This is a genomic window from uncultured Maribacter sp., assembly GCF_963975365.1.
Taxonomy (GTDB): domain Bacteria; phylum Bacteroidota; class Bacteroidia; order Flavobacteriales; family Flavobacteriaceae; genus Maribacter.
This window is the reverse complement of record NZ_CAXBGF010000012.1, coordinates 93,730-108,049: the sequence shown is the minus strand read 5'-3', so window position 1 is coordinate 108,049 and position 14,320 is coordinate 93,730. Positions and strand designations below refer to the sequence as shown.

Below are 14,320 nucleotides of genomic sequence, written 5' to 3'. Positions count from 1 at the left end.
TATTATGTTGATGCTTAGGTATTAACTAACTTGTACTTAAATAATATGTCACTAATTAAAATATTTATGAAGAGATTGATTTATGTTTTTTTATGCCTACTTTTTTTTAGCTGTAGTGAGATAGATAGGAGTTTGAATAAAAAATCAGGAAGTGATCAAAGGATTACTGCAGACTTAAATTACAATCCGGAGGCTAATTTGAAAAGTTTAGGTATTGTATTTCGAGATCAAGGCAAACCAGTAGCAAATTATGTACATGCGGTTAAAAGTGGCAACCTTCTGTTTTTGGCAGGTAAAGGACCAAAACAAGCCAATGGTGAGAACATAGTGGGCAAATTAGGGGAAGATTTAAACATAGATGAGGGTTATGCGGCTGCACGTGAAGTAGGAATCAATCAACTTTCTGTGTTAAAAATGGAATTGGGTGATTTGAATAAGATTAAAAGGATTGTTAAGGTTTACGGTATGGTCAATGCAACGCTAGATTTTACAGATCATTCTAAGGTAATTAATGGATATTCTGATTTAATGGTAGCCGTTTTTGGTGAAAAAGGAAAACATGCACGCGCTGCTGTAGGTATGGGTTCTTTACCAGGGAATATGGCGGTAGAAGTTGAGATGATTGTTGAGGTGTATGAAGAATAGCTAACTGGGAAGTAATTTTAAATTTGGTTTAAATAATTCTATTTTTGCCATACTTTAAGATTCCGGCCTCGTAGTTCAATGGATAGAATAGAAGTTTCCTAAACTTTAGATGCAAGTTCGATTCTTGCCGAGGTCACTTTTTGAGTTCACAATCATATCATTTAAAACCATCTACTAGAGTTCACAATCTTCAATATTTTATCTTAATCTTTTCGTACGATGTAACGGATTATTTTAATTAAACGATTTGTAGATGATTTGTCTTTCGTCCTTAATTTGGTTGAACTTAAAGATGTTTGTTGCGCGTACTACTTCAAAATTTTCAATCATATACATTCACTGACGCAGGTCATTTACCTTGTTTTTCTTGTACACTACTTTTGTTTTAATCAATTTTTATGGTGATGAATCAAATCATTAATTAAAACAACAAATTATGACTGTTAAATATAATACCTTCTGCAAACTGTCAAAGTACCTACTAATGCTCATTTTAATATGTGGGGGTGTACTTTTAAGTAGTTGCAATGAGCAAGCCCTTGGGTTTGCATTACCTCAAGGTAATATTGAAGAAGGAAAAGCGACTTATGAGAGATTGGCCTGTAATGAATGCCATAGTATTTCTGAGATTGAGTGGAAGGGTGGAAGTGATAGTCTCAATATTCAACTTGGCGGTGAAGTAACCATTAAAAAATCTTATGGAGATCTTGTCACTTCGGTTATCAATCCATCGCACAAAATCGCTCCGCGTTACAAACAAAATAATGCTACCGAGACTACCGAATCGGGCCATTCTAAGATGAAGAATTACAATGAAGCTATGACTGTTCAGGAACTTATTGATTTAGTCACTTTTCTTCAATCGGAATACAACATAAGTATTCCGAAAACGTATTACTATCCTTATTATTAAATAGTTTAGGTCTTAATCTATGCACATTGCCTTAACCGGGTCTTCTTCACTCTTAGAGATTCCTTAATAACGTCATCAATATTCCCTTTGATTTTGGGTTTTTTTTGAAAAAAATAATTGGATTAAAAACAAAGAATAACATGAAAATTAATCGTGTTTTCATGTTTTGTTTTTTAAAAGGGGTTTTGAATAAAGATAAACGTTTAAACATTCTCAAATTTTACAGAAATAACTTGGTGTTATCAGTGTTTTAAAATAAGTTAAGTAAACTAGAACAAAATTATTTCGGTCGGAAATCAAACTAAAAGAACCCCTTCGATATAATTGAACACGCCTGTCTTAAAGGTGTTGAAATTGGTATAGAATTCCTCAAAACGTTTTTTTAAGTCCTTGTGGTTTTGCAGATAATAGGTGTCACAAGAAATATCTTGGCATTCTAAAATACCTAGCAACTTGGTTTCATATAATTCCAGTTCTTTTTTTAGATTTTTGGTATCTCTATTTCTAGTGTTTAGTTCTTGCTTGAATAGTTGTAACCGCTCATATAGATTGGGTGTGTTTTCTTTATATATTTTAGTAGACAGCAACCGATCTATGAAATGGGTTTCAGTTTCAAAATATCCAACTGCCGTTCTCCACCATTGTGCGTCATGATGGAAATCGGTCAACAGTTCTTTTTGTGTGTTCTGTTCGCCCAACATATTCTTAAATGATTAAATTGATCAAAAAGTTAAGCTTTATGGCTGAATACTTAAATGATAATTATCAGTTCTGTACATTATTTTCTACCGGTTTTGTAACACTTTTGCTCCACTGATATGTTGTTCCTTTAGTTCCAACAATGCCTTGTTTGCTTCTTCTAAGGGATAAACTTGATAATTGGGCCTTATTTTTGCTTTTGCCGCCAATTTCAAAAATTCGGAAACATCCTTCCCCGTTACGTTGGCAACAGACTTGAGTTCCTTTTCCATCCATAAATCTTCTTGGTAGGATAGGTTTTTAAGGTAATCTTTGTCATGGTCCTCTTTTCTAATGGCGTTTATAACCAATCGCCCTCCTTTTTCTAGGTTGCCCAATGCTTCTACAACGGGTTTCCAAGCTGGCGTAGTGTCTATGATGGTTTTCATTTTTTCGGGAGATGAATCTGTTGTGTCGCCCACCCAAACGGCTCCAAGTTTTTTGGCGAATTGCCGTTCCTCTTCCTTTCTTGCAAATACAAACACTTTGGTATTCGGGTAGCAGTACTTGACTATTTTCAGTACTAAATGGGCCGAAGCCCCAAAACCTGTAAGTCCTAACCTATCACCATCAGTTATCTGGGCTAGATGGATGGCCCGATAACCTATAGCTCCAGCACATAGTAGAGGGGCTGCCTCACTATCGGTAAAAAACTCTGGAATGTTATGCGCATATTTTTCCGATACGGTCATATATTCGGCATAGCCGCCATTAACGTCCTTTCCAGTGGCTTTAAAATCATCACAAAGGTTCTCATTACCTTCTTTACAAAATTTACATTTGCCACAAGCGGAAAATATCCAAGCGACACCCACTCGATCGCCAATCTGAAATTTCGTTGCTCCTAAACCTAATTTTTCCACAAGACCGACAACTTGATGCCCAAGTACTACCGGAAGTTCTGGAGGCATCAATCTCCCTTCGATTTCGTCGAGTTCGGTATGGCAGACTCCACAGACCGAGATTTTAATTCGAACTTCACTTTCATTGGGTTCTGGAATGGGAATATCAACCAAATCTAGTGGCATTCTATTTTCCTTTAAATCGGATATTTTTTTTAGGATCATTGCTTTCATACATCTATTTATTGTCCTCCAATTTTCGCTAAAATTTTTAATCGAACCACGGTAATCTTTATGGGAAGTCTTCAAGATTAATTTGCATAAATATAATTGAAGCAAAATGGGTTTTAAATGATCAAGATCATTCAAAATATTTTGGCTAGAATGATCTCGGTCATTTTTTACCCTAAGGCATTCCCTTAATTTTAATCCAATTTAAAAGACCAGTAAAATGCAAACTGAGCAGAAATATAAATCCGTAAATATCGTGTTAGATGGACTTGTGTTAAAGGGAAATCTTGCTGTTCCCAAAAACGCCATAGGAATGGTAATCTTTTCTCACGGTAGTGGAAGTAGTCGCCTAAGCCCTAGAAACAATTATGTAGCCGAAGTTTTACAAGAAAAAGGATTGGCAACCTTGCTCTTTGATTTATTGACAAAAGATGAAGACCAAATCTATGAAAACCGATTTAATATCGATTTACTGACTATGCGTCTGATTGATGTGACCAAATGGGTACAACTACAAAAAGAGACCAAAGGTCTGGCTATCGGGTATTTTGGAGCTAGTACCGGTGCGGCTTCGGCGTTACGTGCCGCCGCTTTTTATGGTAAAGACATCGAGGCCGTCGTCTCAAGAGGGGGCAGACCAGATATGGCCTTGCAAGATTTACATAAGGTAATAGCTCCCACCCTCTTAATTGTAGGAGGTTGGGACGATGTGGTTATTGAGCTTAATAAAAAAGCATATCAGAAGTTAAAAGGCGAACGTAAATTAGAAATCATACCAAATGCTTCCCATTTATTCGAGGAGGTGGGAAAATTGGAAGAGGTAGCGCGCATATCAGCTAATTGGTTTGCAAAATATCTGCATCCAGAAAAAATAAAAAAAGATGTTTAGGGATAGAATAGATGCAGGTCATCAATTAGCGGAAAAATTGATGAAATTCAAGGATGAAAATGTTGTGGTCCTTGCCATTCCTAGAGGAGGTCTGCCTTTAGGGGCAATCGTCGCAAAGGCTTTGCAAGCTCCTTTAGATGTAGCCCTGACCAAAAAAATAGGACATCCTTCAAATAAGGAATATGCCATTGGGGCGGTAAGTCTAGATAACATTATATTGACGAATGACATGGGCGTTAATAAAGAGTATATAATTGAAGAGACGGAGCGTATCCGTGAAAAACTCCTAAAACGCCATGACGAATATTACAAAAATCGTTTGCCCCAAAATGTCAAGGATAGAACAGTAATCATTATCGATGACGGAATTGCGACCGGTAACACACTATTGGCTACCATAGAACTAGTTAGTGAACAAGGTCCGAAAAAAATAATCGTAGCGATTCCCGTAGCACCAAATTCGGCAATAAGAAAACTTGAAAGCACTCTAAAAGTTGATGAAGTAATTTGTTTACAAGTACCTTACAATTTTCAGGCGGTTGGGCAGTTTTATGAAGAATTCTATCAAGTTTCCGATCAGGAAGCGATACAGTTATTGGAGAAAGCATATACATCAACAAAAACTAACCCTTAATAACTGCCACTGGTCTCAATTTTGCGACTTTCTTGGCAATACCCGAATCGCTTACGGTCTCGACCACCATATTAACATCTTTATAGGTGGACTTGCAACAAAAAAGTGGACAATTAGATAAGAGTCATGCGGCTATTTTTTGATTAGACATTTCGGTTTCAAATTCTTCTATTGTTTACAGTTCTAAATCTAGAAGTGAAAACAAACATTAGTTTACCCTAAAGCGAAAGGATTACCAATTTTAGAAGTTGATATTTTAAAAACGAAATTAACAGGTACCTAGATACCAGAACTGGCAGACCGTTTGCAAATTGATATCAAAAATTTGGTAAATCAAGACCATCCATCCTATAAAGCAAATTTCGAATATCATGATTTTTCAGAAAACGATTGGATAAAGATAATACGGTTCAATTCAGAAGCAACCTATTGTGCTTCGTGGTGATATGACCATATAAGTCGAAATTCCTACGGATATAATTAAAATATGAATCTGAAATGAATACTTTATTTGATTCAAACAAATTTTCATAACCCTAGGTGAGTTTTTACTATGACTTTTTCACTACAAAGTTCGATTTATGTAAATAGTGAATTAAATCTCTGATGATTCTCCCTTCAAAACTTTTAGATAAGCTGCTATCTGACCCGTGTGATAAATTTCGTGTTCTAAAACATTCCTCATAATAAACCACCAGAAACTCATTTTCTTTCCATTTTTATCGGCAACTTCCTTATTCATCCCAAAATCATCAAGTATGCAGATAGCGGTATATCGTTTTTTCAGATTTTTTTTTAATTCTAGAATCTTTGTCTCATAGGTATGTTTTGTTAGGTCTATATTTGGTTGTTCTGATCCTAATTCCCATTGAAATTGGTTTTCTTTGGATGTTCCTAAACTGAAAAAAAGCTCATCTACCTCAATAAGGTGTTTTAGGATATGTCCAAAACTCATCGCTGTGTTATTCAATCTCCAATTAAAAAAACCCTCAGGAACTTCTTGAAGCCTTTCAAGGGTAATTTTGCGTATTTCAGAAGAAAACTCTGCTAATCCTTGTATACTTTCATAAGTGTCCATAAGTGCTACCCTTCTTAAAAATTTGCGTTTTTGAATTTAGTATGGTGAGTCCAAAAGCACATAATAAAACTGAACTTGACACTGATAGTGAAGTACAGTATATTCAAAAGTGACTGCGATTCGCTTAGTAGGTTAGATTCTTTATCATATCGTTGGATCATATTCAATTCACCAAACAATCAAGAATCAAGTCCGAAAGCATAATACTGTTTTCCGGGCATATCTTCATATACTCCTTCGAGCATTACACCCCCTTCTTTCTTTTCGAGAGCGGAAACCAGTTCCTTTATATCGGTCACCTTTTTACCATCTATATGAGTAATGATAAAACCGGCGCGCATTTGTGTTTTCTGGCGTAATACCCCAGGGTGTAAATTAACAACCACCACTCCACCTTCCAAATTCAATTTTTTAGCTGTTTCCTTGTCCAGGATTTCAAAATCTGCACCCAGATAATTGAGCATTTCTACATTTTCCTTTTTCGTAATATTGGTGGTGCCCTTTACGTTTTCAAGAGTAACTTGAAACTCTTTCTCTTTTCCTTTTCGGTTCACAACAACAGATACCTTGTCGCCTGGTCTATGCTGCGCAATAATTTCCTGTAACCTTGGCGAGGTGGTAATATTTATACCATCGACTTTCACGATAATATCACCTTCTTCGATGCCCGCTTTTTCAGCTGCACTTTCTTCACCGACAGTTTCGACCCAAACGCCCTTTACGAAATCGATTTTCTTTTCCTTGGCCAAACTACCGTTCATCGTGGTTATGGTTACACCGAGCATACCACGCTGTACACTGCCATATTTTAAAAGGTCGCTAACCACTTTGGTAACAATGTTACTCGGTATGGCAAAACCATATCCTGTATAGCTACCCGTTCGGGTAGCAATGGCCGAGTTGATTCCCACAATTCTTCCATCAAGGTCTACTAGGGCACCGCCACTATTACCAGGGTTTATGGCAGCATCGGTCTGGATAAAACTCTCAACCGCTAATTTCTCAGGATTCATGTTGATATTACGTGCTTTGGCACTTACGATACCTGCCGTAACCGTAGAATAAAGGCTATAAGGGTTACCTACGGCTAATACCCATTCTCCGATTTCTACATCATCGGAATTGACAAACGATAACGCTTTTAAGTTGTCGCCCTTTATCTGTAACAATGCTAGATCCGTAGCAGGGTCAGCACCAATTACGATGGCCTTATACGTTTCGTTGTTGTGCAGCGTAACGTCCAATTCTGAGGCATTATTTATAACATGGTTGTTGGTCACAATATGACCTTTCTCATCGATAATAACTCCTGAGCCTGATCCGTACATTGGTTCTTGCGGCATATTTTCTGGCAATTGAAATCTGTCACCGAAAAATTCCCTAAAAAAATCGGGTAATTGTTGTGGCTGTATATCTTCATTTCCGCTACGCGGACTCTGTGTAGATCGAATATGCACCACGGCATCCAAGACTTTTTTGGCGGTATCGGTAAAATCAACTGGCCCGCCTTTAAAATTTTCATTTTCCGTAGATTCATCAGCATCCCTGTTCTCCGCATAAAACTGAACCTGTTCATTTTCTGTGTTTGCCTCTAGGTCGTTTACCTCCTTACAAGATGTTATTGATATAGACATCAAAATTATCAATAGTGCGCTTAAACTGAATTTTATGTTCTTCATGATTTTTGTGTTAAATGCTTTTATTGTACTTGAATTTTATATCTTATCTAAATGCTTTGCCTCTAAACCATTTCTATGCCTAATTCTACATAGCGATATGGAAACGTCTCTGTAAATGAAAATCCTTATCATTTGTTCAAATAGTACAATGGGGTAATTGAATTATTTTTAGACCTATAATCTTTATTACCATAATTCACATTAGTGTACTATAGGAGACTAAAGTAAAATTATGCTATCAATCATTTTCGTGCGATTCCAGTAGTCCCGGATGGTATTTTCTCAGAAACGAATTTCTGGTGGAATCCATTTTTCTCATCATTTCTTTTATGTCCAATGGTTTTCTTTTCCAATGGTCATAGAAATAGTCCTCCTTAAAAAAGTCCTTCATGAAAAGGGAGTCCGACTTGGGGAAATAGGAGAGCCCATCGTTCCATTTATAGGGAGCATGATAATCAAAATAGCCCCTAAAAGAATTCATTATGCTATCTAGATTTACTCGAACCGAGTCTCCCTCTGCATTGGGGAAGGCATATCTGTAGACGGAATCGTAGCGTATTAGATTACCTTGCTCATCAAATTCTCTGTGAACTTCCCATTCTTGCTTGGGTTTTTCGGACAACTCCTTTTTTTCATTTTCCTGTAGTTTCTCTTTTTCTTGGCCTTTGCATCCCACAAATAACAAGACCAATAATATTGTCATTATATTTTTCATAGTGTCAAATTTTAAGATATTCGTTTTTGATTTCAAAAAATCCTTTTTAATTGTTCCTCCGTGTCGTATTCCTGTTACTTCTCGTAGTGGTCCTATTACTTCTTCCTCTATTTGCATTATTTTCCTCGTGATAGGAGCGTATATTATCGTCTCGATATCCTTTTACTCGCTCGTATCTTGAACGCCTAAGATCTAGATTTCTGTAAGGTGGTGGCAAGACCTTACGGCGTACCCAAACGCCCCTGTCAAAATAAAGATAGGTACGGGCCGATAGGTCAAAATAAAAATGATGTTCCGGAAAATACACATAACGCACAACTTCCAACCTGTTCGGGTAGAACCAACGTGGTGGTGGCTCGATGACCCCTGTGGTCATAACCAAAGGGCCACAGCTTGCCAATAGCATTAAGATTATAGTTATGAGAAATAGCTGTACTGACCGGTATAGTTCCTTTATTTTGATATCCATCTTATTATCAATTCATAAACAAAATAATGGGAAACCCACCATCTTCGAAATGATCTGCATCATTCTGGACTTAAATTCTCAAATAGATGCGATGAAGTATTGAATTTATTTGGGCATAACAATTCATAATTATGAAATCGTAAAAAATTCAAAGGATTTATCGTTTCTCATTTCGCCCGTTTTTTATAGGAATAGATAAGAATCGATGATAAAATAACTACAGACTGATGTGTGTCATTTTGAGTGATATCAAATGCTTTTACTTTTAATTCTATTAAATAAGGTTTCCCTTTTATCTGAAGAAAGGCAGATTTATGTAAATAAAATTAAAAAAAGGCAATTATGAAAACGGTTGCAGAGCCAATAGGTTATTTTGGATGAACGGGTATTCTTACCAGATGTCAACGTGACACCGATTGGGCTCATCGTTAAGGTGACTAGGTAATCCTTTGCCAGGTTCGTATATGCCCATCTGAAAAAAGTTGCCTCAGAAAAAGCGATAAAAGGTATTACGGTTGTCAAGGCCGTAAACGAGGGCGTTGTCTTAAAATATTGAGATGACTATAAAAGAATGATACACTGCTTGCAAAAACCTTGGTAAAGGAGAAAGCGGATAACGGTTATAGAGATCCTACCGGTAATTTACTTTGGGTGCATCAAATAAATGCTGCAAAACGTGCGGTTAAAAATCTCTTATAAGCAAAGGAGCATCAATAACTTAAAATTACCTCGAAAAGAGGAACCTAATTAATATAAAGAAATAAGAAGCATACTCTTGATCGTTTCTTAAATCTTTATGCCAAGGGTAAATGGGTACAAGTAATAAATAGCATCGTATAACTGAAGGGTAGAGTACACTCGCACTAGTAAAATAAATTACCCTAAAGGGCCGCTAATACAAAATAGGTAACTAAAGTGCGGAACGATATTGTTGTAAGGTTCTATTCAGATTTTACCGATTAATACAAAACAAACATGAATGATTTTTTCTGATAAAATAGCACATAGCGAAAAGATACTGTTTCCTAAATCAGCGATTACCAAAGGTCAGCTCATAGCGTATTATGAAGCAATTGCAACTTATATGTTGCCTTATCTAAAAGATAGACCGCTGACGTTGCAGCGATTTCCCGATGGCATCGTAAAAAAAGGATTTTTCCAAAAAAATACGCCTAATTATTTCCCCGACTGGATACACACTGAAAAAGTTAAGAAGCAAGGGGGATGGGTAAACCATGTTATCTGCGATTGCAAAGAGACCTTGATTTACCTTGTGGGTCAAGGTACTATATCGTTTCATATTACGCTTAGCAGAATAGATAAATTGGACTATCCAGATAAATTGATATTCGACCTAGACCCTTCAAACGCTACATTCCGAGATGTGACAGAAAGTGCTCATATTCTTCGAACGTTGTTGGAGAGCGAATTGGGCCTTACTACCTATCCAATGTTGACGGGATCATTAGGAATTCATTTGGTGGTGCCACTTGACCGGTCAGATAATTTTGATAGTGTACGTGCTTTTTCGAAAAATATAGCACAATATATAGCAAAGGTATATCCAGAGGAATTTACCGCTGAAATTCGAAAACAACAACGAAAGGGGAGGTTATTTGTGGATTACCTTCGAAATTCATATGCGCAAACGGCCATCTGCCCCTTTTCGGCTAGGGCCTTTGAGAATGCGCCCGTTGCCGTGCCAATTGGTTGGGACGAGTTGCAGAATGGCATAAAAAGCGCACAAGCTTTTACCATTAACACTATTTTAAATAGACTAAAGTATAAATCAAATCCATGGGAAGACCTTTTCAAAAATCCATATTCCTTAGACAGCGCCATGTCTAAGCTGGAAAATTTGTCGGGGAAAAATTAATACTGATAAAAATTATAAATCTTCTTAAAAAAGCATCTAAATAAAAGGTTATGAATATTGAACAACAGCGAATAAAAAAACTTAGCGAAGTGAGTCAAAAACTTGAGAATGCCTTGGATCTCGATCCCCTAATAGAGGCACTCTCTCATTCGAAACTTGTGCTTTTGGGCGAGGCATCACACGGCACCCATGAATACTATACATGGCGTACCGCTATAAGTAAACGACTAATTCAAGAGCACGGATTCAATTTTATTGCCGTAGAAGGCGATTGGCCCGATTTCTATCGCGTAAACCGCTATGTAAAGAACTATCAAAACAGCCACAATAGCTCGGTCAAGGTGCTTAAGGAATTCAATCGCTGGCCAACTTGGATGTGGGCGAATTGGGAAATTGAAGCCTTGGTAAATTGGCTGTACATGCATAATACCGATTTGTCCGCCCACAAAAGGGTAGGCATATATGGTCTAGATGTTTATAGTCTTTGGGAATCCATTGAGGCTATTGTCGATTATCTACAAATACACGATAGAACGCTCTTGCCTTCAGCCAAAAGGGCTATGGGCTGTTTCGAACCCTTTGGCGATGAAATGGGCATGGCCTACGCACGGTCTTTGCAGCGTTTTTTGCCCAAGACCTGTGAAAATGAAGTTGTTTGGTTATTGAGCGATATAAAGAAACGTGTACCTACTTTTAATACTGATATCGAAGCCGCTCTAAATATGGAACAAAACGCCCATATCGCTAAAAATGCAGAAAAATATTACCGTTCTATGGTTTCGGCAAATCAAAGTTCCTGGAACTTGCGTGACCACCATATGATGGATACTTTAGAGCGATTGTTGCACTTTCACGGGCCCAATACCAAGGCCATTATTTGGGAGCACAATACCCATGTCGGCGATGCCCGTGCTACTGATATGGCACTTGACAATACCATCAATGTTGGTCAATTGGTACGCGAGCAACTTCCAGGCTATAATCCTAAATTAGTTGGATTTGGATCATACCAAGGTACCGTGGTAGCAGGCTCTGAATGGGGTGCACCTATGCGGAATATGCACGTTCCTGAAGCAGTCGAAGGTTCCTGGGAATATTTATTGCATAAAACCGGTAAGGGTAATCAATTGGTTTTCATGGATGAACTAAAAGAGAACGACCTATTTAAAACTTCAATAGGGCACCGTGCCATTGGGGTGGTGTATCACCCAAAATATGAAAGAATAGGGAATTATGTGCCCTCGGTCATGCCTGAGCGATATGATGCCTTTATCCATATTGATTCTTCAGAAGGGGTGCATGCCATGGACGTTTATGTAGATAAATCCCAGCTCCCTGAAACCTACCCATGGGCTTTTTAAGGCGAATATATTGTGTAAGGTTTTCTGTAAAGGAATGCATTTTTTTAACTTCAACCTATGTTCTTATTAAACCCCGCTCACTAGTTTTATTAGACAATTTTTTATGGAAAATTTTAAAGGATTTTTGAGCATATAGAAGTTAAAGTCTTTAATTGTAATAAGCAATGCCACGAACCAAACCTGATTATATGGATGGGTTCAGGGCTGGTATGAGGGCATTGCTGAATGGAAAATGTGTTTATGCGATTTCAATTACTTTGGGCGGTCTTTTCTTGGCCTCTTCTTTTTTGGCCAATTTAAAGCTCAAGATGCCATCATTATATTTTGCTTTGATTTCTTCTTCTTTTACATTTTCAGGCAATTGTAACGAACGCTCGAAAGAGTTGTAGCTAAATTCCCTGCGGGTGTAGTTGTCTTCTTTTTCTTCTTTCTCCATAGACTTTTCGGCCGAAATATTCAAGCAGCCATCATCGATTGTTACATTAAAATCTTTTTTACCAAAACCCGGGGCGGCAAGTTCGATCTCGAAATTATCGTCAGTTTCCTTGATGTTCAAGGCTGGTTCTGCAGATTTGCCATTCCAAAAGGCATCGGGCAACATATTTCGCCCCCATCTACGGTTGTCAAAAAAATTATCAATATCGAAAAAATCTTGGGTAATTAAGTTTCTAAAGGGCCTTCTTCTAAATTTTACTAGTGACATAATATTTTTTTTAGATTAAAAAATTATTCAAATATAATTTGAAGGTATAGCCAGTATTGTACCTATAAAATGATTCGGGTCAGTTTAATTTTTTTTGTAACAATACAGTCAAGTCAAGGATGTACAAATTTGAAAAATCAGTTTTGTGTGTCTTTGCATTAAAGTGCATTGATATATTTAATTTTCTTAATAGGATTTATTGTGACCGAAATTCTGTGTTTTTATAAAGGCTTGGCGGCTTTGTCAAGCATCTATATAAATGAAGTTTATTTTTTGACACATACCATAGGTAGTTTTCTTATTCCTGTAACTATAATGTCTGATTTTAATTATGAATTTAAAAGTAAAACCAGCTTTAAAGGGATGTGTTTCTGGTTTCATTTAAATAAAGAAAATCATTTACACTTGAAGCGCTGGGTAAGATTATTTTAAATTTACTTGCTAATTACGTTTTGCCCAAATCTCGTACATAGGCTCTCCTTTACTATTATTTCCTGTATGGTGCCAATCATCGCCTTGTAGATTGTATTTAAAATCTAGTTGAGCACCTACCCTTGAATTGTCTTTAGAGAAAAATTCTATATGTTCAGTATAAATACCATCCATTGCGCTGTAACTACCTCCACCAGTACCAGAAAAACGAAAAGATTCTGTGTCGTAAGCTATCCATTGAAACGTACCATCTTTTAGAAATTTCAATGTTTTTCTTGAGCTTTCTTCCCCACGTCTTTCCTGATCTTCATCAGGACCTCTTGTTGCAAAGAGCCATTCGCCATCTAAATCTTGAGTTTTAGTTTCAATAGGTTCTAAAGTCAATTCTTCAAACCAACTCAATTGTAGTTTTTCTCCAACCATTTTTAACGATATGCTTAGCTGCCTAATAGAATCTTGTTCGTAATTTGAGTTAAATTCTAGTAAAACTATTAATTGAGTATTAGAATCAGTCTTCTCTATTTTAGCAAAACCACCTAATGTTTTTATGAAATTGGAGGGGTCATTTTCGTAAGCGGTATAGATGAAATAATCACTATGTATTTTAACCTGGTGTATTATTTTTGAGCTGTTATTTTCTAAAGTGTCAACATAAATCCCCTCAGATATCTGACCATTTGCTATAAAATTTGCTGTAAAAAATAACAAAGTTAGCATGGAGTAATTCAATACCGTATTATTTCTCTTTTCTTTCATCGTATTATTTTCTTTTAATGTACTAAAAATAAGATAGTTACATGGTATTTAAAAATTTTGTTTTAAAAATAATACAAGAACAAAGTAGCTCATCGTAAAAAAAATGAAAATGCTTGTTTTTTGATTTTTTTTGATTTCATTTGTTCTATCCTAATACACTATTATCGGTGTTAGGGATTTTAAGCTTTTAGCTGAACATTATGTGTAATTTTTTCATGTTCGGATTTGAGGGAAGTTGGAAACAAATTCAACAGATTGCTTATAACATTAGTTTTCATGTTGTAGAGCTCGCTTCCCATCCTTTTTCAACAATCATGCAAAGTCAGCATGATTATTTTTTCATTCCTACCACACAAAAA

15 protein-coding genes and 1 tRNA gene are annotated in these 14,320 nt (G+C 36.6%); 7 read left to right on the top strand and 9 right to left on the bottom strand.

Annotated features, from left to right (window positions below):
• Nucleotides 1-66 precede the first annotated feature (66 nt).
• From AACZ49_RS13765 to AACZ49_RS13755, 3 genes are all read left to right on the top strand, one after another.
• Nucleotides 67-645, top strand: coding sequence for a RidA family protein (locus AACZ49_RS13765; protein WP_339655963.1), 579 nt, complete (start codon nt 67-69; stop codon nt 643-645).
• 64 nt (nt 646-709) lie between these two features.
• Nucleotides 710-781: transfer RNA gene (locus tag AACZ49_RS13760), tRNA-Arg, on the top strand.
• Between the two features lie 348 nt (nt 782-1,129).
• Nucleotides 1,130-1,558 (top strand): hypothetical protein, encoded by a 429-nt coding sequence (locus AACZ49_RS13755; RefSeq protein WP_339655960.1) that lies wholly within the window; start codon nt 1,130-1,132, stop codon nt 1,556-1,558.
• 296 nt (nt 1,559-1,854) lie between these two features.
• Here the strand turns inward: AACZ49_RS13755 and AACZ49_RS13750 are convergent, their stop codons facing one another.
• Nucleotides 1,855-2,259, bottom strand: coding sequence for a hypothetical protein (locus AACZ49_RS13750; RefSeq protein ID WP_339655959.1), 405 nt, complete (start codon nt 2,257-2,259; stop codon nt 1,855-1,857).
• 84 nt (nt 2,260-2,343) lie between these two features.
• Nucleotides 2,344-3,372 (bottom strand): zinc-dependent alcohol dehydrogenase family protein, encoded by a 1,029-nt coding sequence (locus AACZ49_RS13745; protein ID WP_339655957.1) that lies wholly within the window; start codon nt 3,370-3,372, stop codon nt 2,344-2,346.
• Nucleotides 3,373-3,589: 217 nt separating this feature from the next.
• Here AACZ49_RS13745 and AACZ49_RS13740 point away from each other — a divergent pair, with 217 nt between their 5' ends.
• Both AACZ49_RS13740 and AACZ49_RS13735 read left to right on the top strand, forming a co-directional pair.
• The gene (locus AACZ49_RS13740) at nt 3,590-4,258 is read left to right on the top strand and encodes an alpha/beta hydrolase (protein WP_339655954.1); all 669 of its coding nucleotides are present in this window, start codon (nt 3,590-3,592) and stop codon (nt 4,256-4,258) included.
• Complete coding sequence (locus AACZ49_RS13735; protein ID WP_339655952.1) at nt 4,251-4,892, top strand: phosphoribosyltransferase family protein; 642 nt, start codon at nt 4,251-4,253, stop codon at nt 4,890-4,892. Before AACZ49_RS13740 ends, AACZ49_RS13735 begins: the two co-directional genes overlap by 8 nt.
• Here AACZ49_RS13735 and AACZ49_RS13730 read toward each other — a convergent pair.
• The 5 genes from AACZ49_RS13730 to AACZ49_RS13710 all read right to left on the bottom strand — a co-directional run bounded on the left by AACZ49_RS13730 (nt 4,882) and on the right by AACZ49_RS13710 (nt 8,833).
• Nucleotides 4,882-4,962: a hypothetical protein gene (locus tag AACZ49_RS13730; protein WP_339656010.1), complete on the bottom strand. Its 81-nt coding sequence runs from the start codon at nt 4,960-4,962 to the stop codon at nt 4,882-4,884. The two genes, AACZ49_RS13735 and AACZ49_RS13730, sit on opposite strands and share 11 nt — an antisense overlap.
• 525 nt (nt 4,963-5,487) lie before the next feature.
• The gene (locus tag AACZ49_RS13725; protein WP_339655950.1) at nt 5,488-5,970 is read right to left on the bottom strand and encodes a DinB family protein; all 483 of its coding nucleotides are present in this window, start codon (nt 5,968-5,970) and stop codon (nt 5,488-5,490) included.
• 179 nt (nt 5,971-6,149) lie between these two features.
• Nucleotides 6,150-7,649 (bottom strand): Do family serine endopeptidase, encoded by a 1,500-nt coding sequence (locus AACZ49_RS13720; RefSeq protein ID WP_339655947.1) that lies wholly within the window; start codon nt 7,647-7,649, stop codon nt 6,150-6,152.
• Nucleotides 7,650-7,887: 238 nt separating this feature from the next.
• Nucleotides 7,888-8,364: a hypothetical protein gene (locus AACZ49_RS13715; protein WP_339655946.1), complete on the bottom strand. Its 477-nt coding sequence runs from the start codon at nt 8,362-8,364 to the stop codon at nt 7,888-7,890.
• A gap of 46 nt (nt 8,365-8,410) precedes the next feature.
• Nucleotides 8,411-8,833, bottom strand: a complete 423-nt coding sequence (locus AACZ49_RS13710) for a hypothetical protein (RefSeq protein ID WP_339655945.1) — start codon at nt 8,831-8,833, stop codon at nt 8,411-8,413.
• A 979-nt stretch (nt 8,834-9,812) separates the two neighbouring features.
• On the opposite strand from AACZ49_RS13710, the gene ligD reads away from it, so the two are divergent.
• Both ligD and AACZ49_RS13700 read left to right on the top strand, forming a co-directional pair.
• The gene (ligD, locus tag AACZ49_RS13705; protein ID WP_339655944.1) at nt 9,813-10,709 is read left to right on the top strand and encodes a non-homologous end-joining DNA ligase; all 897 of its coding nucleotides are present in this window, start codon (nt 9,813-9,815) and stop codon (nt 10,707-10,709) included.
• Nucleotides 10,710-10,759: 50 nt separating this feature from the next.
• Complete coding sequence (locus AACZ49_RS13700) at nt 10,760-12,070, top strand: erythromycin esterase family protein (protein ID WP_339655942.1); 1,311 nt, start codon at nt 10,760-10,762, stop codon at nt 12,068-12,070.
• 238 nt (nt 12,071-12,308) lie between these two features.
• Here the strand turns inward: AACZ49_RS13700 and AACZ49_RS13695 are convergent, their stop codons facing one another.
• Together AACZ49_RS13695 and AACZ49_RS13690 are read right to left on the bottom strand one after the other, a co-directional pair.
• Nucleotides 12,309-12,773, bottom strand: a complete 465-nt coding sequence (locus tag AACZ49_RS13695) for an Hsp20/alpha crystallin family protein (RefSeq protein ID WP_339655939.1) — start codon at nt 12,771-12,773, stop codon at nt 12,309-12,311.
• A gap of 441 nt (nt 12,774-13,214) precedes the next feature.
• Complete coding sequence (locus AACZ49_RS13690; RefSeq protein WP_339655936.1) at nt 13,215-13,961, bottom strand: hypothetical protein; 747 nt, start codon at nt 13,959-13,961, stop codon at nt 13,215-13,217.
• Nucleotides 13,962-14,320 lie beyond the last annotated feature (359 nt).